Source organism: Bacillus cereus group sp. BfR-BA-01408 (assembly GCF_022663305.1).
GTDB lineage: Bacteria > Bacillota > Bacilli > Bacillales > Bacillaceae_G > Bacillus_A > Bacillus_A pacificus.
On the sequence record NZ_JAKUFF010000012.1, the window covers coordinates 1 to 22521 of the forward strand.

The window sequence follows — 22521 nt, forward strand, 5'->3', positions numbered from 1 at the left end:
CCCAGTAGCACCTTGAGCCCCCGCCGGTCCTTGAGGTCCAGTAGCCCCCGTAGCCCCCGTAGCACCAGTTGCTCCTCCTCCTCCAAGGCATCCTGACCCGTATTGAACTAGGATAGCTTGGATCTCTGTTATGAGTTTAACTAGTTTGTCGGTCGTACAACAATCTACTTTGAATAACTTAGCGATATACAATAAATAATTAAGCAGGCTTTGTAGTTCAACGTACAACGCTCCGCATGAGAAAGGTGTTGTTCTTAAAATAGTTAATAGATTAGCAATGATAGAATTTCCAATTTGTTTTTGTGCTGGAGATAAATCTAAGCAATTGAGAAATTTTTGTAAGTTATTTAGGGCAGCGATTAAGTTATCGATATTATTTTGAGAAGGGTTTTGAAAGACAGCTTGAATAGCTTGGCCAAGAGCTTGAAGAAGTCTAACGAATTCTGTAAGTTCGGACTTAGAGATGTTAATATGACTACAAGCTCTGACTTCGCAACAGTCATTACCATAAAATACTTTTCCTTTATTTTTATTGTTCATCTTTTCATTCCTTTCTTTCATAGAATCAATAGTCATTACTATATATTAAAATGAAATTTATACTAAATCCGTGATGGACAAACTACCATTTCTAAAAAAATAAGGAATTGGCCCGCTTGGCAAACAAATAAGTAAGATATAGAGAAGGTTTCATATAATGTAAAGAAGAAAAGTTCAACATAAAAAACTGCATGTCGATTGTTAAGGGATTTAACAATCGACATGCAGTTCGTGGATTGGATTTTATTTTATTTGTCTTGATTTAATCTTTCAAGGGCTGTTTTAGGTAAGATTGGAATTGAAATAGTAAAAGTAGTACCATCTTCATTACTAGTCATTTTTAATGTACCGTTATGATTTTGAATAATTTTTTTCGTTACTGCCAAGCCGAGTCCTGTACCGGAATCTTTTGTTGAGAAGAATGGATCAAATATATATTCTTGAATCGCTGATGGAATACCAGTTCCATTATCAGTGAAAGTAATACGAACAAAATTATCTAGGCGGTAACTAGTAATTTGGATAGAAAGTTTTTTTTCTCCTTGAGCATCGACAGCGTTCTGGAATAAGTTTAAAAAAACTTGCACAAGTTCATGACGATCAATATGAACTAAAATATCATCTAATTCGGTAGAAAAATTATAATCAATTGAAATGTTATGTAAAAAGACTTCGCTAGCTAGTAACTGTTGAATATAATCACGTAAAAATGTATTAATTGGAAAGGGTTCTCTTGTAAATTCACGTGTTTTTGAAATAGATAAAAATTTTGTAATGATACTATTTGCGCGATCTAATTCAGGAATAAGTAAGTTTTTAAATAGTTCTTTATTAGATGGAGAAACAGTTTCTTGTAAAAATTGTAAATAACCTCGTACGGTTGTAAGAGGATTACGTACTTCATGTGCAATACCAGCTGCAATTCGCCCTGCTAACGAAAATTTTTCTGCATCACGTTCTGTGTTTAAATAATGAAAGACACTAATAACTCTAAAAATTTCTCCGTTATAATCACGAATAATCCGGTTATTTAAAATGCCATAGTTTTTGTCTAAAACTTCTTCATTATATATTTCTGTGCCTGTTCTTAATGTTTCAAGAGCTTTAATTTTTTCTTCAGGTAATTTTAGTAATTGTTGAATTGGTTTTCCGATTATATCATTTCGTACTACACCAAAATCATCTGCCGCAGCCTGATTACATAAAGTTATATTTCCTTTATTATCAACAAAGGTTACATGATGTGAAAAAGCATCAAAAATATGAACAAAGTATGTTTCAAGTTGTTTAAATAAAAATAATGAATCGCAAGTAAGCTGAAAATCAGCCTCTTTATTCTCTTTTTGTATGTTTTGAATAGAATGAGTTGATCTCGTTTTCTTTATTTGTAAACCAATCTGTGGATTTTTATATGTGAAATGATGTGGTAATTGATTCACAAGTTCTTCATAAAAACGTACTTTATTTTCTAATTCTTCTATTCGTTTTTCATGACACACAATATCATCTTTTGGAAGCATAAATAAATAACCCCTCAATTTAAAAATTCTTCCATCTAGTATATCATATTTTTATACGGATACTCTTAAAGAAGGGACTACTTAATGAAATTGATTGGTCGAAGTGTTCAGGAAGTGAGTAGAATGGATAGTAGGTGAAGTTAAAAAGGGAGGAATATATTTGCTTTTCATTGGAGTAACAGGGTGGGGAGATCATGATTCTTTATATATAGACCCCTATGAAAATAGAAATAAATTACGAACATATAGTGAGTATTTCCCTATAGTAGAAGTGGATAGTTCATTTTATGCGATGCAACCTGCACGAAACTATACAAAATGGGCAATGGAAACACCGAAAGATTTTTCTTTTATCGTCAAAGCATATCAAGGAATGACAGGACATATGAAAGGTGAAATTCCTTTTTCTACGTTCGATGAGATGTTTGATGTATATAAACAATCTATTCTTCCTTTAATTGAAGCTGGTAAATTAAAAACGATTTTATTTCAATATCCACCATGGTTTGATTGTAAAAAGAAAAATGTAGATTTTCTCCGATATACGAAAGAAAAAATGGAAGGTTTGCCGTGTGCAATAGAATTTCGAAATCAAACATGGTTTTATCCAGAAATGAGAGATAAGACGTTACAGTTTCTAGAGCAAGAGAAATGGATTCATACAATTTGTGATGAGCCACAAGCAGGGATGGGTTCAGTACCACTCGTATTAGAAGTAACGAATGCAGAGATGGTGTTAATACGTTTTCATGGCCGAAATGTTCATGGCTGGCTTGATAAAGGGGAAAATTGGAGAGCGGTTCGTTGCTTATATCGCTACAACAATAAAGAATTAGAAGAATGGGTAGAAAGACTAGAACAATTAAAAAAGAAGACAAAGGACATATACGTACTATTTAACAATAATTCAGGCGGAGATGCAGCTGATAATGCGAAACAGCTTATGAAAATGATGAACATTACATATGGTGAGCCAAAGCCTGAGCAATTAAATTTGTTTGAGTGATAATAAACAAGAAAGGCACTGTACAAACAGGGGGAATGTACAGTGCCTTTCTATATGAAAAAGAGGGGTAACAATGTTACTGAGCGTTTGGTTGATTCATCAATTGTTGGCTTCGTAATAAATGATAATGGTTATCATTATCATTGTCAATGGTTTTCCTGAAAATAAATAAAAAATTTTTTGTGAGGTAGTAACGATAGGGAGATGCCTAATAGAAGTTTGGCTAAAGTAAGGAATTGTTTCGAGGTAGATTTCCGGCAAACCCCTGATAAAGTGAAACTTTAATCAGTGGGGGGGTGTTCATCCCCCACTGATTATTAGTTGAAGCAATCGGGCTTTTACGGGCAGCCCGCCCCCCACCCACCTAACTTCTTTGCTTCCGCTGAATTTTGAGGTGGGGTCTTACTGCCCGTTAATGCGGGATAAAGTATAAAAAAAGAACAGCAATTAATGCTGTTCTTTGCTAGTGATGAATTGTTGTAAATCAAAAGGAGTTATCGCTTGGATAAATTCTTTTGAGATAAGTGTTTGAACAAGAGTACTCTCAGAAATAGAAGCACCTGTTTTCTTTTCATAAGCTTGTTTTAATAAATCAAGTTTTTCAGCCGTTTCTTTCGGTAATTCAATTGTTAAAGTGTTCATAATTTCTCCCCCTTACTATTAGAGTACCACTACAATATAGGAGAGACAAGAAAAGAGAATGTGAAACATAAAAAAGGTTACCATTTATAAATGGTAACCTTTTTTATGTATAAGAGTTATTAAGCAATACCGATATACTTTAAAGTTTTTGATGGAGTACTATGATCAAAGAAGTGTTGTAAAAATGCGATATCAACACCTGATTTGTATGCACAATATCCCCAAGTTTTTCGAAGTGTATGTGAGCTAATCCCTTCTAATCCAACTTCTTTTGCAGCTTTGTTTAAAATGTACCACGCATGTTGTCTCGTAATAGATTTTGTTCCTTTTTGAGACTTTAACAATGGTTCATTACGTTTCCAAGTTTTACGTTCTTTCATATAGTCTTCGATCGCGTGCTGTAAGTCTTCATTTACAGCGAACCATTTATGTTTCTTTACTTTTTCATTGTAAAATAAAATGGAATGGCGAACATTTTCATTTTCATCGATTACATCACTAACTTTTAATTGTAAGATTTCGCTTACTTTTAAGCCAGAATTTACAGCTAATACGAATAATAAGCCATCACGTTTCGAAGATTGTAAAAGTATATTTTTGATAGTTTCTAATTGTTTTTCGTTTTGAATAGGTTGTCCTGCTTGTTTCATTTCACGCACTCTCCTCTTTTATATGTGTAAAGGAAAGGATTAACTTGTTTCTTACTATAAAGGGAGAGTGTGAATTTCATGTGAACTCCTAGTGAAATTAAGACAAATTATTTGACTTCTTTTACTTTTTGTAAATTAAAGTAGAATACAACACTATTAGTCGTATTATATACACCGTACTCGGCATGGTGGAGGTCTAAAATATTTTTAACAATAGATAATCCAAGACCAGTACCACCAGTATGACGGCTACGCGATGCATCTAAACGATAGAAACGATCCCAAATTTTTTCAAGACTTTCTTCTGGAATAGGGTTTCCTGTGTTTTCGATTTCAACTTTTACTGTATCTTCCATTTCCATAACGGAGACTTGTATTTTTTCTCCATCTGGTGTATAGCGAATTGCATTGCTAAGTAAATTCACAACTACTTGTTCAATACGACTACGATTCGCTTTCACAAATATAGAAGGGTCTACATCTATATTCACTTGTAAATGCTTTTCCTCCATGCTAAATAATAACTTTGTATAGACTTGTTGAATTAATTCACCGATTGAGAACGTCGTCATATCTAGTTTGTACGTACCTGATTCTAATTTTGCTAATTCTAACATTTCAACAATAAGTCTGTTCATATTTTCAGTTTCTTCTAAAATAACATCTGTGTAATACGTCGTATCTTTACTAACGCCATCTTTAATTCCCTCAGCGAAACTTCTAATTACACTGAGCGGTGTTTTTAATTCGTGTGATACACCAGAAATGAATTCTTTTCGCGTTTTTTCTAATTGACGTTCACGTTCAATATCTTGTTGTAATTTTGTATTGGCAACATTTAATCGATCGATTCGGTCTTTTAAATTTACAGATAACGTATTAATACTACCGGAAAGCCCTCCAATTTCATCGTCTGCTGTTACAGGTAATTTTTCGCTAAAATCAAAATTGGCCATTTTCTTTGTAACGCGATTCATTTTAATTAATGGTTTCACAATGATTTTTGAGTAGTAGAAGGATAACAAAATAATTACGAGAAATACGATGATTAAGGCATAGACATAATAATCTTTCAAAACGAGCATCGCTTCATTAACAGGTTGCAAAGATGCTATCGCAAAAGCATATTCTGTAATCTCTCCATTTTCTATAATAGGTTTTACAAAGATACTATTCTTTATATTCTCCCCGCTATCTATTATATAAGTGTTTAATTGCTGCGAGTTAGCAGTGCCATTTCTAATAAGCTCTGCAAAATATTGAACGGCTTGTAATGTTTCAATATCATTTGCAAGACGAACCTCCGCTTTCGATGGAAGCTGTAACTTAGAGATCGTACCAGTAAACTCAATTTGAGTAACAGTTTTGTATCGGTTTGTAAGTCTATTTTTAGAAGGGTTACCATTAATAGATGAAAAATCTGAATTGGTATATTCGTTTTGCCATCTATTATAATTTGTTGTCAATTTTATTGGTGTTATTGTATTGTTTTGTAGTAAACCGACGACGTTTATCACATCGTCTTTTTTCAATCCTAAGTTTTCGAATTTCTTATATTCTTCGGGTGTTAAAAGATTATTGAGCGGAATGGAATATGTTTCATTATTTTTAGGATTAAATACATCAATATAGTAATTGCTGTCGCTTTTAATAATGCCATTCGCATTTAAAAATTGCATGTCAGCATTTGTTTTATCATGAAATTCTTGTTTTAGTTTTCGAATTTCTTCATAACTTTTATCACTTTTATCACTTTTTTCGTAAGCATCTACAAACTTCTCAAAAGCAGTTTGTACTGTTTTTACTTTTTTATTAATATAAAATTTCTCTAAAAATAGAGATTGTCCTAGGAAAAAAAGGAGGAATATGATTGTAAATAATGTTGATGTTAATAGAAATAGTTTAAAGACGATACTTCTGTTTTTCACTGCGTCACCTCTTGTGAGAAATACTGTAAATGATTTCTTTATTATAACAAACGTTACAAAAAAGTAGAGGAGAAAATCTGTCTCTTCCGAAAGTAGTTTTTTATAAAAAGTCACATAAAAAGAACTCGACAGACGTATGACGAGTTCTTTAATGTATTATTGTTGAATTGCTGCATCTAAAGCGATTTCAATCATTTCGTTAAATGTAGTTTGACGCTCTTCAGATGTTGTTTCTTCACCAGTGAAAATGTGATCGCTTACTGTTAATACAGATAACGCATTTACACCGTATTTCGCTGCTAATGTGTAAAGCGCAGTTGTTTCCATTTCTACTGCTAGTACACCGTAATCTCCAAGCTTTTTAACCATGTCCATGCTTTCGCGGTAAAATACATCTGCTGTTAAAACGTTACCAACACGAACGTGTAGGCCTTTTTCAGTTCCAGCATCGTAAGCTTTCTTTAGAAGATCGAAGTTTGCAGCTGGTGCAAAATCAAATCCTGGGAATGTTAAACGGTTCATATTAGAATCCGTACAAGCTGTCATTGCAATAATAACGTCACGTACTTTTACGTCTTTTTGAATGGCACCGCAAGTTCCAACGCGAATTAAATTTTTAACTCCGTAGCTTTGGATTAATTCGTTTACATAAATAGAAATAGAAGGAACACCCATACCTGTACCTTGCACAGATACACGTTTTCCTTTATAAGTTCCAGTGAAACCTAACATACCACGCACGTTATTATAGCAAGTAACGTCCTCTAGAAATGTTTCAGCAATATATTTTGCACGCAATGGATCACCAGGTAATAGAATAGATTCAGCAATTTCGCCTTGTTTTGCTTCAATATGTACACTCATGAAAAGTCCTCCTTATAATGTATTGATAGAAATCAATATCATTTGCATTATACACTACGAATCCTTTCAATTAAAATCTTTTTATTATTTGTAATATGTGCAAAACAGAAGGATTTCATAAATTGTCATCTAGAATATATATGTAAGAAGTTTTGTATGAATAGAGACTATAAAAATGGTAGGTGATGTTTTGAAAAATCTTGTCATTGGACTCGTTGCTTTGCTATTTGTTGTAGTAGGCGGATTTTACATAAAAAAGTATCAAGAAACTACAGAGACTGTAGGTGATGTTCAGGAAGTAAAATGGGATGTGTCAAATGGAAAAGGAAATGAGAAAGCAGATATTGTGTTTCAATTATTAAATAATAAAAGTAGCGAAGTGCGTGGTGTGAATGATCAAATTCGGGCAGTTATTGTAGACGGACAATTAAAACATGTACAACAAATGAAACCTACATTCGCAGGAAATGGATCATATAAGGTATCTTCTAAAATAGCGAAAGATGAAGGATATACAATATTTTTATATGAAGACAAAAATAAGTCTGTGCAATCATTTGCGAAGAAAGATTTTGGGAAGGAAATAGAGGCGAAAAATAAGAAAAAAGTAAAATTTCCAATCGATAGTGTACTTACAAAAAAAATAGGGGAGTATGAAGTTTCTCTTTTATTCGGTGCACTGCATCCGAATGAGCCAGTGACGTTAACATTTCAATTTCAAGCGAAAAAGGGTGAAAAATTGAAATTACATTCAGAGAGAGGAGAAGTGGAGGCGCTCTATATTGTGGACGAAACGAGAGAAAATTTTTTATATGCAATCCCTGTTGATACAGATGGACAATTACAATACCGTATTACATTTCCTGCTGAAGGAACGTACAAAATATGGGGAGATTTCTATATAAATGGTAAGAAATATGAAAAAGAATTTATTGTACAAGTTCAAAAAAGGAAAAACAGCTAACTATTTAGCTGTTTTTTCTTTTTCCTATTAATTTTGTTACAGAGAGCATTGTAATTGGTAAAGAATGATTCTTTCTAAATGCTAAATATTTACCGCTCCATGCTGGTTTATATTTTTCTTTAAAATGTCGTAACCCGCTGAAACTATATGTGTAACGAACATTATTAAAGATGGCAGCAGCAACCCGTTCAGACCAGAAAGATTGTGTCGATAAACCTACATTTGAAAGTGGTGCCATACCAATATTAAAGGAGTGGTATTCATTTTCTTTTGCCCACTGGAATAGGTGGATGAAAATTGCATCCATAATGCCGCTAGGCGCATCTGGATAATAGCGCATTAAATCAACAGACAATGATCCGTCTTGATATACGGGCATAAATGTCGTGAATGCAATGATTTTTCCATCTGCATCAGATAATGTAGCGATAGGAGCACGGCTAATATATTCACGATCAAAGTATCCGAGTGAGAAACTTTTCTCTTTTTTTCCACCGAGCCACGCATCTGAAACTTTTCTTAATTCTTCAAATAGTTCATCTGAGAACGGCGGCTGGTGAATAGAGAATGTATAGCCTTCTCGTTCAAAACGGTTGAAAGTTGCTCGCATACCGGCACGTTTTTTTCCTGTTATTGTAAATGTGTTCAAGTCAACGACAGCCTCTTCACCAAGCTTAAAGAAGTTGTAACCAAAATCATGATATAAACTCATCCATTTACTTTCGATTTGGTAGAATACACAAATGTATCCAAATCGGTCAGCTTCAGCTAAAAACTCTTGTAACACAGTACGGTAGGAGGAAGGATCTCCAATTGGATCACCTAGCACAACAAGACGTTTTCCAGTTATAGAGAAGAGAAGGAGCGCTTTCCCATCACTACTAAAGAAGAATTGTTTATCACCTAAAAAACCTAAATGACTAAGTACATTTCCACCATGTTCATCTAAAAAGTTTTGCAATCTTTTATCGTTAGCTGGTTGCCCGGGAAATTCATTTCGATAACGATTAGCAATGAGTGAGCCAATCAGTAAAAATGTAGGAACGAAAAAGGCAGCTGCTAATGCACTTCGTTTTACTTGCGTAATATTACGAACGACAAAATCAGGTTTAAAAGCTTCTTTTGCACCTGCAAATAAAATCCCTAAGTTTTTATATAAATATAAAGTTATAAGTAAGAATATAAAAACTTTTACGATATCAGAAAGTGAGACTTCCATTTTCTCGCGTACAAATCTTTTACGAAGCATATATAATACAGCGAGTACAATTAATAAAATAAACGTTTCTTCAATATCAATCCCTTTTAGCGTATTAAAGATAGCTGCTCCGATTAAAGAAACAATCGTCATATAGTAAGAACGCTTTGTTCCATAATATATGCCTCGTGAAAGGATTAGGAGGAGAATACCGAATGTTAGTGATAAGCTAAAAGAAAATTGAATAAGATGTTTTGGAGCTAGAATATGTAAGGCGTGTGCTCTGTTTATACTTGTCGGTAGAATGGTCGATAAAATAACCATTAATCCAGCAAATACTGTTAAAGCAGCAGAGGCCCATGAACCTAGTTTTCCTAGAAAATCACGCTGCAAAGTCCATATAACACCAGTTGTTTCTAATGCAGGCGCAATAAAAGGTTTGTCTTCAAACTTTTTAATGGCCACGCCTGTCATTTCAAAAGCTGCAAAAATAAGACCGAGGCAGAATGGTAAAATGTAATAGACGAGGCGATATAATAACATAGCAGGTAGTAATACGCCTGTATCAATGCCATATTGTCCGAGCCCAGTTAAAAAGACAAGGTCAAATGAACCAAGTCCACCAGGTACAAGACTAACAACACCAGCTAAAGCAGCAATGACATACACACCTAAAAACTTTTGAAATTCGATATCAATGCCAAATAATATTAGTATGACGTACATAACAATGCCAGCAGATACCCACTCAACTAATGAAACTAATGAGTATAAAACAGTTGGATTTTTCTCTTCTTCTCGTTCATCTTGTCCTTCGGTTTGCTTTGGTTTTCTATTTTTTAGTTTAGAAAAGCCGATGTATATAGGGACGAAAAGGGCGAAGAAGATCAAAACAGGCCATAGCCACGGTTTTTCATGCAAAATAAAACTTGTGTCTAATATCCCAATAAGGCCGAGGAATGAAAGAATAGCGAGTCCGTTAATAAAAGCAGTTGTCATCCAGGCGATACTTTTAATCAGCTTGCCATTTTCTTTTATGTATGGACGATAAAGCATCGTACGTACACCCGCTCCAACGAGACCACCAAATCCAATAAATCCATTTAAGGTATTAGCAATCCATGAGATACGAAAAATCTTTTGGACAGGTATATCAGCTTTTAAATAACGAAGCATAACATAGTCGTAAAAGAACATTGTTGATACGGCAAATGCACCAAGTGTAATTGCTAAAAAGACTCCTCCGGTTGGAATGTTTTTAATTGTATTGATTGCTTCTAAAAAAGAAATGCCTGCTAATTCTTTTTTTGCTTGAAAGAATACAATGGTTAATACAACAAATGGGAAGATAATTTTCCCGATTTGTAAGAAACGTTTCCATGAAAACGACATAAATACAACTCTCCTTGTATAAGAAAACTGAGACAATAATATTATTATGACAAACTTCAAGAAAAATAAAAAGGTAAATTCCTGTATGAGGAAGCTATTTTTTTATAGGGATTATATTTAAAAGAGTATTTCGTTTGTCAGAAAATTAAGTTAAAATAAATTGAAAGAAGGAAGAGAGGGGAAGTAGATGATTATAATAGGTTATGCGGGATATGAGCTAGAGAAAGCAAAACCTAATACATCAGAAGATTTCTTTAATAGATCTGAAGTGACATATATATTAAATGATAAAGAAAGAACCTTTTCTGTTTTATATGTTCGATATTTTGAAGAAGTTTTACAAGAAATTACTCCTTTTGAAGGAAATCCGGTATGTAAAGTAGAAAATCAAGACATATATTTGCGGGATATTGTAGCGATCTGTTGTTTACTGAAAGAGAATGAGCTTCGCATGCAAAAACGTTTGTATTTAAATAATATAGAAGAATTCCAACAATATTTTGATGAGGAAATAGTCGTGAAAGTACAAGAAATATTGGCTGAATTACATAAAAATAAAAGAGTAGAAATAGCGTGAACTGGCAAAGGAGAGGGAAAAATGTCTAATCTAATGGTGGAAAATCAAACAGAACAAGTTTCTATGTTTTTAGAAGATGTTATTCATTTGATAACCAATTATGTAAATTATCATACGTTGCCTTCTTTATTAGAAGAGACACCGGCAGGAAACGAACAATATTATAAAGGGTTATTAGCGTCAATAAGACGTCTTCTCGTTTTTTGTGAAGAAGGGCATGATGCGTGTTTTGTTTTGTTAAATAGCCAGCCATTTCGAAAGACAGCAGCTGAAAAGATTTTATATAAAATTTATCATCAAGTAATTGCAGAGTTTTTTTCACCAAAGAGTGATCATTGGTATGAAAATAGTCGATCTGCTTATACAGGGAAAAACTCCATCGTTTTTCAACAAACGCCACCTGCATCTATAGAGCAAGTAATGAAGAATTTAGAAGGTAAATTTCAATTGATGCGTGAAGAACTAGAATATTATGAGACGGATTACCAAACAAAGATGTTACACAAATATTAATTGTGAAAAAGAAGCTAAGGGTACTTAGCTTCTTTTCCTTTTGCACAGTTATATAAGGGATTTCCTTTGAATATATTTAAGGGGATAGCATTAAGGAGGTGTAACATGAGTCAGCAAGGTGTATTCACAGATTACTTTCATGAAGTAGAAAGCTGGTGTGAAAGTGTTCTTCACGTATTAGATAGCCGTGCAATGGAAGTGTATGATGTCCATATGCTTGCTTATAAAATTCAAACGTTATTAGATCGTATGAAAGAGCATGAGTATGATACAGATGCAGAGTTTATGTATGAAATAAGTGATGATGTAGAACATATTCAGCATCATTTGCAGGAAGTATTCGTGCAGGGAGAAGAGGAATATGAACTATGTGAAAGAGGGGATAGTGAACGAGCTGTTCCAATTGGAGGGCATACACTCCCGCCACTACCATATCCATATAATGCGTTAGAACCGTATATTTCTAGAGAAATTATGATGTTACACCATGATAAACATCATCGTAGTTACGTGGAAGGATTAAATAAGGCAGAGAAGATGATGGAAGAAGCGAGAAAAACAAATCAATTTGATTTAATTAAGCATTGGGAAAGAGAAGCTGCTTTTCATGGATCAGGTCATTACTTGCACACAATATTTTGGAATAACATGAAAAAAGGTGGCGGCGGAAGTCCAAGAGGGGCTCTTTCACACCGGATTGAACAAGATTTTGGAAGTTTCTTGCGTTTTCAAAAACATTTTACAGAAGCAGCCTCTAAAGTGGAAGGTTCAGGATGGGCAATTCTCGTTTGGGTTCCGCGATCGGGAAGATTAGAAATTTTACAGAGTACACTTCATCAATTATTTACACAATGGGATACGATACCGCTCCTTGTACTAGACGTGTGGGAACATGCGTATTATTTACAATACCAAAATCGAAAAGATGAATATATTAAAAATTGGTGGAATGTTGTAAATTGGCCGGATGTAGAAAAAAGATTTGAAAGTGCAAAACAAATAGAATGGACACCTTATTAGACGCAGATTCTCTGCGTCTTTTTTATTGGTAGGAGAGGGAGATTTCGTTCATATTTTAAAAGGCCAAGCATACACTTGTACAAAAAGTGCCAAAAGGACGTGGGGGGAAATATGAGACGAATTTGTGTAATCATTACGCTTCTTATTATGTACGCAAGCGTTATACCAATTCCTACATATGCAAAGATGACCAGCAATGTTAGTGCTCGAAATGCTGTATTAATGGAGCAACAGTCAGGTCGCGTATTATACGGAAAAGCAGAACATGAGCCGCAAAAGATTGCTAGTATAACAAAAATTATGACTGCCTTGTTAGCTGCTGAGTCAGGAAAAATGAAAGAAATGGTCTCGGTTAGTAATGAAGCAGTGAGAGTAGAAGGCTCAGCAATTTATTTGAAGCCTGGACAGAAAGTAAAATTAGAGGATTTAGTATACGGACTCATGCTTAGATCTGGTAATGATGCAGCACAAGTAATTGCTGAAAATGTAGGAGGGAGTATAGAAGGGTTTGTATATTTAATGAATGAAAAGGCGAAACAAATTGGAATGAAAGATACTCACTTTTCAAACCCACATGGTTTGGATGGAGATGGATCCCATTATTCGTCGGCCTATGACATGGCACTTTTAACAAGGTATGCAATGGGGAACGAAACCTTTAAGAAGATTTTTGGGACAAAAACGTATAAATCAGATTCGTGGGATTATCCGTGGAAAAACAAACATAAACTTGTGACGTCTTATTATGAATTTGCAACAGGAGGAAAAACGGGTTTTACGAAGAAAGCAGGACGGACGCTTGTTACAACAGCATCAAAAGATGGACTAGATTTAATTGTCGTGACTTTGAGCGCTTCTAGCGATTGGGATGATCATATGAATTTATTTGATAAAGGTTTTGAACGTTTCAAACAAACAAACGTTGTAGGACAAGGAGCTCTTGCTGAAATAACTGAAAAGAAATATGCCAATCATGTTTATACGAAAAATAGTTTTGCGGTACCTTTAACTGAGCAGGAAAGAAAGAATGTCGTATTAAAAGTTGAACTCGATAAAAGTGCGAAACTTAAGGATGGAGTAAAGGTTGGAAAGACAGAAATTTATGTTGGCAATGAGAAAGTTGGAGAACGAAATTTATTTTATAGTAAACGAAAGTTAGTAGCTACAACGGGAGTGTATTGGAATAATGTGAAAGAAATTTTTTCTCATATGATAGGTGTTGGAAGCGATGGTTAATCTCGTATGGGTAGCGATGGCAGTCATAGGGATTGTATATGCCATGATAAATGGAACGATGGAAGCAATCAATAAAGCAGTATTTGATGGAGCAAAAGACGCAGTAACAATTTGTATAGGGCTCATTAGTGTTTTAGTATTTTGGCTCGGTTTAATGAAAGTTGCAGAGGAAGCAGGGTTGTTAAAAAAGTTAGTGTCACTTTTTATGCCGATAGTAAAAAGATTGTTTCCAGAAATACCAAAGGACCATCCGTCAATGGGATTTATTTTATCGAATATGATGGCTAACTTTTTTGGGTTAGGTAATGCTGCGACCCCTCTTGGTATAAAAGCGATGGAACAATTGAAAGAGTTAAATGGGGGAAAGGATTCGGCGAGCCGTTCTATGGTGACGTTTCTTGCGTTAAATACATCAGCGATTACTTTAATTCCTACTACTGTCATTTCGATTCGAATGACGTATGAATCAGCGAATCCAACTGAAATTGTTGGGGTAACATTCATTGCACAAGTACTCTCTATGATCGGAGCGATTTGGATTGATCGCTATTTTTACCGAAGAAGGAGTAGGAAGGGGCGGAAAAAATGAGTATTGTTAATACGATATCATTATGGGTAATCCCTTGTGTAATTGGTTTTATCCTTTTATATGGAACGATAAAGAAAGTGCCGACGTATGAATCGTTCGTTGAGGGGGGGAAAGAAGGGATTCAAATTGCAATCTCTATTTTACCGTTTATGGTTGGAATGCTCGTATCTATTTCTATATTTCGAGCTTCAGGTGCATTGGATGCAATGATATCAGTAATGAAGCCGATGTTAGATTTAATTCATGTCCCAGCAGAAATTGTTCCACTGGCACTTATACGCCCTATTTCGGGCTCTGCTGGTTTAAGTATTACGACCGATTTAATTGCCACATATGGACCAGACTCATTCATTGGGCGATTGGCTTCTACGATGCAAGGGAGTACAGATACGACTTTTTATATTTTAACAGTATACTTCGGAGCTGTTGGAATTAGAAAAATGGGAGATGCATTAAAAGTAGGACTTTTTGCTGATTTAATCGGAATTATTTGTTCGATTGTGTTTGTTTCTTTAATGTTTAAGTAATACTATTCATTTTTTATGCTATTTCGCTTATAATACGTATACGACCACTATTAAGGTGTTGCTTAATAGTGGTTTTTTTATGCGGTATTTTTGACAAAATAATGAACTTTTATTGTGAGCAATATGAAAAATATGGACAATAATAAAAGGTAAAACCATGATTTGACCTTTATATGTTTATTATCATCGCTATGTTGTTTAAGTAAGAGGAAGCGAAAAGCCGTTAAGCGTATGCGGTTGCCAAGTCTTTCTAATGTAAGGTAAGATAAATTCGAGGTGAAAAAAAGAAATGGAACGATTACAAAAAGTGATTGCGCAAGCAGGTATTGCATCGAGAAGAAAGGCTGAGGAATTAATTCAGCAAGGAAAAGTGAAAGTTAACGGAAAAATAGTGAAGGAGTTAGGAACGAAAGTAACTCCTCAAGATAAAGTAGAAGTGAATAACATTCCTCTTGAAAAAGAAGAACCTGTTTATTTTTTACTATATAAACCAACTGGCGTAATTTCAAGTGTATCAGATGATAAAGGAAGAAGTGTTGTAACAGACTTTTTCCCGGAAATTACACAACGTTTATTCCCAATCGGACGATTAGATTATGATACGTCTGGCGTATTATTAATGACAAACGATGGGGACTTCGCAAATGTATTAATGCACCCTAGATATAAAGTTGAAAAAACATATGTTGCAAAAATAAAAGGTCCTCTAACAGGTGAGAAAATTCGCATGTTAGAACGCGGTGTTATGTTAGAAGACGGAAAAACAGCACCAGCGCGTGTGAAAATCATTTCTTGGGACAAGCGTAAAGAAATGGCGATTGTACAATTAACAATTCATGAAGGTCGTAACCGTCAAGTACGTCGTATGTTTGAAGCTTTAGACTGTAAAGTAGTGAAACTAAAGCGTGAACGCTACGCCTTTTTAGAAGTGGGTAGCTTGCGACCTGGTGATGCAAGAGAATTGACACCGCATGAGGTGAAACAATTACGTGCATTGGCTTCTACAAAGCCTCGCTAATCGATATTGTGAAACTTTCACCAGTGGAATGCTCCGCTGGTGATTTATTAAAAATACATATATTCATCACTCGTCGAAGAGAGGGGAAACAATATGAAAAAAAATCGCTTATTATTTCGCGTTATTATTCTGCTCATTTTAAGCGGTGCTGTAGGATTTACACTTTATCAAGGATATTTCTCTAAAGAAGAGAAAATGGAAATTGGAAAAGAAGCACCTAACTTTGTTGTGACAGATTTAGAAGGAAAGAAAATTGAGCTAAAAGATTTTAAGGGAAAAGGTGTATTTTTAAACTTTTGGGGTACGTGGTGTAAACCTTGTGAGAAAGAAATGCCTTATATGAATGAACTATATCCAAAGTATAAAGAAAAAGGTGTTGAAATCATTGCGTTAGATGCAGATGAAACGGATATTGCTGTTAAGAATTTTGTGAAACAATACGATCTTAAGTTCCCCGTTGCAATCGATAAAGGTGGAGAAATTATAAAAACGTATGGAGTAATACCATTACCAACAAGCTTCTTGATTGATAAAGATGGTAAGGTGATTCAAGAGATTAAAGGTGAACAAACGAAGGAACAATTGGAGGAGTATTTAAAGAAAATCACTCCGTAATAAAGAAAACCTTTACATACAAGGCGCTTACCTATAGTGCCTTCGGTTTAAAAATTCTGAGTATTGCGGTAACTTGAGGTTAGAATATACAATAGTACATATAGATACAGGGGCGGTGAGAGTGTTGAAAGAAATTAAATGTGAATGTGGACATGTGAATCCGATAGGAACTGTTTTTTGTGAAGCTTGTGGGAAACCATTTGAAAGCAATGAAAATATAAAACTATTGGATATGCGCTATGAGGGGAGTGCTCGGAGATCTCTCACGCAAACAAAAACGATTATTGATAAAATTTGGAGCTTTTTCTCTTCTGTAAAAGTAGGTGTATGGCTCATTGTAATCACTTTAGCTGCATCGGCGATAGGGACTATTTTTCCGCAAGAAATGTACATAACTCCAGGAATTGCACCAGCTGAATATTATAAGCAAGAATACGGATTTTTAGGGCAATTATACTATCAATTAGGCTTTAATAATTTATACGGTTCATGGTGGTATATGATGTTAATTGCTTCAATTGGTATTTCTCTTGTGATATGTAGCTTAGACCGTGTCATTCCACTTTATAAAGCTTTAAAGAAGCAAGGGGTAAAAAGACACCCTAGCTTTTTAAAGAGACAAAGATTATATGGCACTGGTACACCGCAAGAGGGAGATTTTGAAAAAGTTCAAAAGAACTTAAAGAAAACGAACTATAATGTGAAAGTGGAAGACGGAAACGTTTTAGCAGAAAAGGGACGTTTCTCGCGTTGGGGTCCATATGTAAATCATATCGGTCTTATTATCTTTTTATTCGGTGCGATGCTTCGTTTTTTACCGAGTATGTATGTAGATGAAACGCTTTGGTTACGTGATGGTGAAACGAAAGAAATACCAGGGACGGATGGCCAATATTATTTAAAAAGTGAGAAGTTTATAAAGGAAGTTTATGATAAAAGTAAGGACAAGGAAGTTTTTGATGAAGCAATTGACCGTGTAGGTGATAAAATGATTGCGAAAAACTTCCAAACGAATGCCGTATTATATAAAGCGGTAGGTGAAAAGACAGCTGGACAAAAACCAAAATTGGAAAAAGTAAAAGAAGTTGAAATTCGAGTAAATGAACCGCTGAAATTTGATCAATTTGCTGTTTATCAATTGAGTTATAGAGAAAATGAATTTAAAAGTATGTCCTTCCGTTTGCAAAATAAAGAAAATAATCAAAAGTGGGGACCGATTAAAGTTGATTTAACAAACCCTGCAGAAAAATATGATTTAGGAAATGGTTATTCTTTAGAACTATTAAGCTATTTCCCTGATTTTTATTTTGATGAGAATGGAAGGCCAAATACAAAAACAAAATTACCAAACAACCCTGCATTTGTATTTAAAATGTTTACGCCTGAAACACCAGATGGTGAAGTGAGTTTTGTTGGTATTCAGCAAAATATAGAACCTGATGGGAATAACAAATATAAAATGTCGTTTGCAGGCGTGGAAATGCAAAATGCAACAGCACTTACTGTAAGGAAAGATTTAACACTTTGGATTCTCGGTATTGGAGGATTTATATTTATGGTTGGTGTCATTCAAGGAATGTATTGGAATCATCGCCGTATTTGGATACAACGCGTTAATGATGAATGGTGGATTGCAGGACATACGAATAAAAACTGGTTCGGTTTAAAGAAAGATATTGAAAGAGTACTAGAAGGTACAGCAATTCCGCAACCAAATGATAAAGTAGTCGATAAAAAAATTAGTTAAGGTGGGGAAACGCGATATGGTGCAAATAAGTAGTAACTTTCTCTTTACCGCATTTATTTTATATTTAATTGCCACTCTATTTTTTGGGGGAGCAATTAAAGAAAAGGGTCATAAATGGGCAAACGTAGGAATAACGATTACAATTTTAGGGTTTATTGCACAAACAGTTTATTTTGTAACAAGGTGGATCGCATCAGGTCATGCGCCAGTTAGTAACTTTTTTGAATTTGGTACGTTTTTCGGCATGATGCTTGTCGGAGCATTTATTGTCATGTACTTTATGTACCGCGTAAGTATAATCGGACTATTTGCATTACCAGTTGCGCTTTTATTAATTGCTTATGCAAGTATGTTTCCGAGGGAAATATCACCGCTTATTCCATCTTTAAAAAGTAATTGGTTACATATTCACGTGACGACTGCGGCTGCAGGACAAGCAATTTTAGCAATTAGTTTTATTACGGGCGTTATGTATTTATTGAAAAATGTAGATCAATCAGTGAAAAGTAAACGTACATTTTGGCTAGAGACGGTAGTATTCACACTTGTTTGTACAGTTGGGTTTATTGGAGTAACAACGGTATATTCTAGTATGAAATATGAAGCGAAGTTTCAATGGATTGATAAAAATGAACAACAAGTGGAAATGAAATACAATCTTCCGGCTTTAGTGGGACCGCATGAAGGGAAGTTACTGACAGAAAATAAATTAGAGCCGACAGTTGAAGTTCCGGCGATTGTAAATGCGAAAAAATTAAATACTGTTATTTGGTCAGTGTTAGTTGGAACGTTACTCTATATCGTATTAAGGCTAATTTTACGTAAACGAGTATCAGCGGCACTTCAGCCGTTAGTGAAAAATACGAATAGCGATTTGTTAGATGAAATAGGATATCGTTCTATTGCAATTGGATTCCCAGTTTTCACATTAGGTGCATTAATTTTCGCCATGATTTGGGCTCAAATAGCGTGGACACGTTTTTGGGGCTGGGATCCGAAAGAGGTTTGGGCACTTATAACTTGGCTCTTTTATGCGGCGGTATTACATTTACGTTTATCAAAAGGGTGGCACGGAGAGAAGTCAGCATGGTTAGCGGTAATTGGTTTTGCAATCATTATGTTTAACTTTATTGTAGTAAACTTAATTATCGCGGGTTTACATTCATACGCATAGAGAAATAAAATAGGAGAGTGTATGTCACTTTCCTATTTTATTTTTGTCAACTTTTCTTCTTTTTTGAGAAAAACATGACAAAGTAGCGGTTGATTTTGTAAAATGATGTCGAGGACATTATATACTGTTCAAAAAAAATACATAGTTTTGGAAAAAAATTGAACAAACTTTATTATTCTTGTGAAGCATAATATGGGAAGTGAAACATTTAGAAGATTGCTTAAATAAACGAGAATAGCGCAACATAATAGTATAGAAGGGTAGGTGTGAACCGTTGTGGTAAAAGTACGCAACGGGTAGAAATGGAAAATGAATCAAGAATTTTAATTGTAGACGATGAGGATCGTATTCGTCGTTTGTTGAAAATGTATTTAGAGAGAGAACAATACACAATTGAAGAAGCAGACAATGGTGATACAGCTTTAGAAATGGCGCTGCAAAATGATTATGATTTAATTTTATTAGATCTTATGATGCCGGGTAAAGATGGTATCGAAGTATGTAAAGGGGTTCGTGAGAAGAAAGCGACGCCAATTATTATGTTGACAGCAAAAGGTGAAGAAGTAAATCGAGTACAAGGGTTTGAGGTAGGAACTGATGATTATATTGTGAAACCATTTAGCCCACGTGAAGTAGTGCTTCGAGTGAAAGCGGTCTTACGCCGTTCTGTACCAACAACATTCTTTACACAAGATACAACGACAAAAGATGTTACTGTATTCCCTCATTTAACAATTGATAATGATGCACACCGTGTTACAGCAGATGGTAATGAGGTGAACTTAACACCGAAAGAATACGAATTACTATTATTCTTAGCGAAAGCGCCTGATAAAGTATTCGATCGTGAGCAATTGCTAAAAGAAGTATGGCAATATGAATTCTTCGGAGATTTACGTACAGTTGATACGCATGTAAAGCGTTTACGTGAGAAGTTAAGTAAAAAATCACCCGATGCTGCGAAGATGATTGTTACCGTTTGGGGAGTAGGTTACAAGTTTGAGGTTGTGAACGACTGATGCTTTGGAGAAGTGTAGTAGGGAAGTTATGGATGACCATATTACTTCTCGTTTCGTTCGTGCTTGGATTTGTTGCGATTTTACTTTCACAGTTTTTTAGAACATATTATGTTGATATGAGTGAAGCTAGGCTTCAAAAAGTTGCAACAAGTGTTTCAGAGTTAATTGAAGAAGGTGCCGATGTAAAAACGATTGAGAATATCGCATACAAATTCTCTGATCCACTTTCAAGGATCATTATTGTAGAAGATGGAAAAGAAATATCTTCTTCACCGAAACAAGAAGGATTAGTCACTCTTACAATGGACGACTTAAAAGAAGATAAAGAATTAGCGGCTGTGTTTACAGACAAAAAAGAAATTAAGAATAACATTAGAAAAGCCTCTAATAGTAGAAAGAATAAAAATACTGAAAATGATATTATGATTGTTGGAAAACCAGTACAGTCAAAAAATCAAAGTGCAGTGTTTGTATACGAATCTTTACAAGTGCCGATACAAGGTATGGAAAGAACGACTGATTTTATATTCTTATCAGCAGGGATTGCGATTATATTAACAACTTTCTTTGCATTCTTCTTATCTACTCGAATTACAGCACCGCTTCGTAAAATGCGTGAGGTTGCTTTTGAGGTATCGCGTGGGAAGTTTGATGCAAAAGCTCCTATGGTATCCCAGGACGAGATTGGTGAGCTTGCAACAGCCTTAAATCAAATGGGGAAACAGTTGAAGTTTAATATGAATGCCCTGCAGCAAGAGAAAGAACAGTTAGCTAGTATTTTAAGTAGTATGGCAGATGGGGTTATTACATTAAATCAAGAGGGTGAAGTCGTTGTAATCAATCCGCCGGCTGAACATTTCTTACAAGTTTGGCAAGAAGAAAAAGAGATAGAGCTCAGTAAAAAACTACCTTCTGAACTTGTTGAACTATTCCATCTCGTTGTAGAAAGCGAACAACAACAAGTGGTTGAAATTAATTTACAAAAAGGTAACTATGTAGTTCTTATGACGCCGCTTTACAATCAAACGAAAATTCGTGGGGCTGTAGCTGTATTGCGTGATATGACGGAAGAACGCCGTCTTGAGAAAATGCGCCAAGACTTTATTGCGAACGTATCACATGAACTTCGTACACCGATGGTCATGCTCCAAGGGTATAGTGAAGCAATTTTAGATGATATTGTGCAAACAAAAGAAGAAATTAACGAGTTTGTTCAAATCATTTATGATGAATCCGTTCGTTTAGGGAAACTTGTAAATGAATTGTTAGATTTAGCGCGTATGGAAAGTGGTAATGTAGAGTTACATATAGGTGAAGTTGATATTCATCCTTTCGTTGAAAAAATAGGTCGTAAATTCCAAGGAATTGCAAAGGATAAAGAAGTCGCGTTAACGGTTGATTTCAAAAATCCAATTGAGCAATACCCGTTTGATGCAGATCGTATGGAACAAGTATTGACGAATTTAATTGATAACGCAATACGTCATACGAACGCAGGTGGACATGTAACGCTTGTAATTGATACGAAAAATAATGGTCTTATTTTTGAAGTACAAGATTCGGGCGCTGGTATTCCAGAAGAAGATATTCCATTTTTATTTGATCGTTTCTATAAAGCTGATAAAGCAAGAACACGTGGGAAAAAAGGTGGAACAGGACTCGGGCTTGCGATTGCAAAAAATATTGTGCAAGGCCATGATGGGAAAATTGCTGTTTCAAGTGTCGTTGGAGAGGGAACTACATTCTCTGTATATTTACCGAATCGTATAATTTAGATATACG

General features: G+C 34.8%; 21 protein-coding genes. 14 read left to right on the plus strand and 7 right to left on the minus strand.

Translation table 11 applies throughout. From position 1 onward, the window contains the following. Both MR083_RS08285 and MR083_RS08290 read right to left on the minus strand, forming a co-directional pair. Positions 1-576, minus strand: a 576-nt coding sequence (locus MR083_RS08285; protein ID WP_242268940.1) for a collagen-like repeat preface domain-containing protein, incomplete at its 3' end; no start/stop codon positions are given. 212 nt (positions 577-788) lie between these two features. Beyond that, positions 789-2060 carry an ATP-binding protein gene (locus tag MR083_RS08290; protein WP_016716999.1) on the minus strand — a complete coding sequence of 424 codons (1272 nt, stop codon included), beginning with the start codon at positions 2058-2060 and terminating at the stop codon, positions 789-791. Positions 2061-2220: 160 nt separating this feature from the next. On the opposite strand from MR083_RS08290, the gene MR083_RS08295 reads away from it, so the two are divergent. Continuing rightward, the gene (locus tag MR083_RS08295; RefSeq protein ID WP_014893183.1) at positions 2221-3066 is read left to right on the plus strand and encodes a DUF72 domain-containing protein; all 846 of its coding nucleotides are present in this window, start codon (positions 2221-2223) and stop codon (positions 3064-3066) included. Between the two features lie 447 nt (positions 3067-3513). Here MR083_RS08295 and MR083_RS08300 read toward each other — a convergent pair whose 3' ends face one another. From MR083_RS08300 to deoD, 4 genes are all read right to left on the minus strand, one after another. Beyond that, positions 3514-3708 (minus strand): DUF3924 family protein, encoded by a 195-nt coding sequence (locus MR083_RS08300; RefSeq protein ID WP_001094859.1) that lies wholly within the window; start codon positions 3706-3708, stop codon positions 3514-3516. Positions 3709-3827: 119 nt separating this feature from the next. After that, positions 3828-4358, minus strand: a complete 531-nt coding sequence (locus tag MR083_RS08305; protein WP_000806236.1) for a tyrosine-type recombinase/integrase — start codon at positions 4356-4358, stop codon at positions 3828-3830. 107 nt (positions 4359-4465) lie between these two features. Continuing rightward, a complete protein-coding gene (locus tag MR083_RS08310; RefSeq protein WP_242268943.1) occupies positions 4466-6286 on the minus strand; it encodes a sensor histidine kinase in 1821 nt (606 codons plus the stop codon). Between the two features lie 156 nt (positions 6287-6442). Then, positions 6443-7150: a purine-nucleoside phosphorylase gene (gene deoD / locus MR083_RS08315; protein WP_000110707.1), complete on the minus strand. Its 708-nt coding sequence runs from the start codon at positions 7148-7150 to the stop codon at positions 6443-6445. Positions 7151-7325: 175 nt separating this feature from the next. Between deoD and MR083_RS08320 the strand changes: the two genes are divergently transcribed. Then, a complete protein-coding gene (locus tag MR083_RS08320; RefSeq protein ID WP_074614873.1) occupies positions 7326-8114 on the plus strand; it encodes a hypothetical protein in 789 nt (262 codons plus the stop codon). A 4-nt stretch (positions 8115-8118) separates the two neighbouring features. On the opposite strand, the gene mprF is transcribed toward MR083_RS08320, so the two are convergent. Then, a complete protein-coding gene (gene mprF, locus MR083_RS08325; RefSeq protein WP_000010863.1) occupies positions 8119-10704 on the minus strand; it encodes a bifunctional lysylphosphatidylglycerol flippase/synthetase MprF in 2586 nt (861 codons plus the stop codon). Positions 10705-10891: 187 nt separating this feature from the next. Between mprF and MR083_RS08330 the strand changes: the two genes are divergently transcribed. The 12 genes from MR083_RS08330 (at position 10892) to resE (ending at position 22514) form a co-directional block, all read left to right on the plus strand. Further along, positions 10892-11281, plus strand: a complete 390-nt coding sequence (locus MR083_RS08330) for a hypothetical protein (protein ID WP_000583785.1) — start codon at positions 10892-10894, stop codon at positions 11279-11281. 21 nt (positions 11282-11302) lie between these two features. Further along, complete coding sequence (locus MR083_RS08335) at positions 11303-11794, plus strand: YpuI family protein (protein WP_000067566.1); 492 nt, start codon at positions 11303-11305, stop codon at positions 11792-11794. 105 nt (positions 11795-11899) lie between these two features. Further along, a complete protein-coding gene (locus tag MR083_RS08340; RefSeq protein ID WP_000082669.1) occupies positions 11900-12814 on the plus strand; it encodes a superoxide dismutase in 915 nt (304 codons plus the stop codon). Positions 12815-12925: 111 nt separating this feature from the next. After that, entirely contained in the window at positions 12926-14050 is a 1125-nt protein-coding gene (gene dacB / locus MR083_RS08345) for a D-alanyl-D-alanine carboxypeptidase DacB (protein WP_001252623.1), read from the plus strand. Continuing rightward, a complete protein-coding gene (gene spmA, locus MR083_RS08350; protein ID WP_000247807.1) occupies positions 14043-14639 on the plus strand; it encodes a spore maturation protein SpmA in 597 nt (198 codons plus the stop codon). Before dacB ends, spmA begins: the two co-directional genes overlap by 8 nt. Then, positions 14636-15166: a spore maturation protein SpmB gene (spmB, locus tag MR083_RS08355; RefSeq protein ID WP_000029511.1), complete on the plus strand. Its 531-nt coding sequence runs from the start codon at positions 14636-14638 to the stop codon at positions 15164-15166. Before spmA ends, spmB begins: the two co-directional genes overlap by 4 nt. Before the next feature lie 289 nt (positions 15167-15455). Next, entirely contained in the window at positions 15456-16184 is a 729-nt protein-coding gene (gene rluB, locus MR083_RS08360; RefSeq protein ID WP_000440555.1) for a 23S rRNA pseudouridine(2605) synthase RluB, read from the plus strand. Positions 16185-16277: 93 nt separating this feature from the next. Further along, positions 16278-16799 (plus strand): thiol-disulfide oxidoreductase ResA, encoded by a 522-nt coding sequence (gene resA, locus MR083_RS08365; protein ID WP_000742210.1) that lies wholly within the window; start codon positions 16278-16280, stop codon positions 16797-16799. Between the two features lie 121 nt (positions 16800-16920). Continuing rightward, positions 16921-18546: a cytochrome c biogenesis protein ResB gene (gene resB, locus MR083_RS08370; protein ID WP_242268946.1), complete on the plus strand. Its 1626-nt coding sequence runs from the start codon at positions 16921-16923 to the stop codon at positions 18544-18546. Positions 18547-18562: 16 nt separating this feature from the next. Next, positions 18563-19720, plus strand: a complete 1158-nt coding sequence (gene resC, locus MR083_RS08375; protein ID WP_000250096.1) for a cytochrome c biogenesis protein ResC — start codon at positions 18563-18565, stop codon at positions 19718-19720. Between the two features lie 302 nt (positions 19721-20022). Continuing rightward, the gene (resD, locus tag MR083_RS08380; RefSeq protein ID WP_000426862.1) at positions 20023-20739 is read left to right on the plus strand and encodes a DNA-binding response regulator ResD; all 717 of its coding nucleotides are present in this window, start codon (positions 20023-20025) and stop codon (positions 20737-20739) included. Further along, entirely contained in the window at positions 20739-22514 is a 1776-nt protein-coding gene (gene resE / locus MR083_RS08385) for a sensor histidine kinase ResE (RefSeq protein WP_000964682.1), read from the plus strand. Before resD ends, resE begins: the two co-directional genes overlap by 1 nt. Positions 22515-22521: the final 7 nt, after the last annotated feature.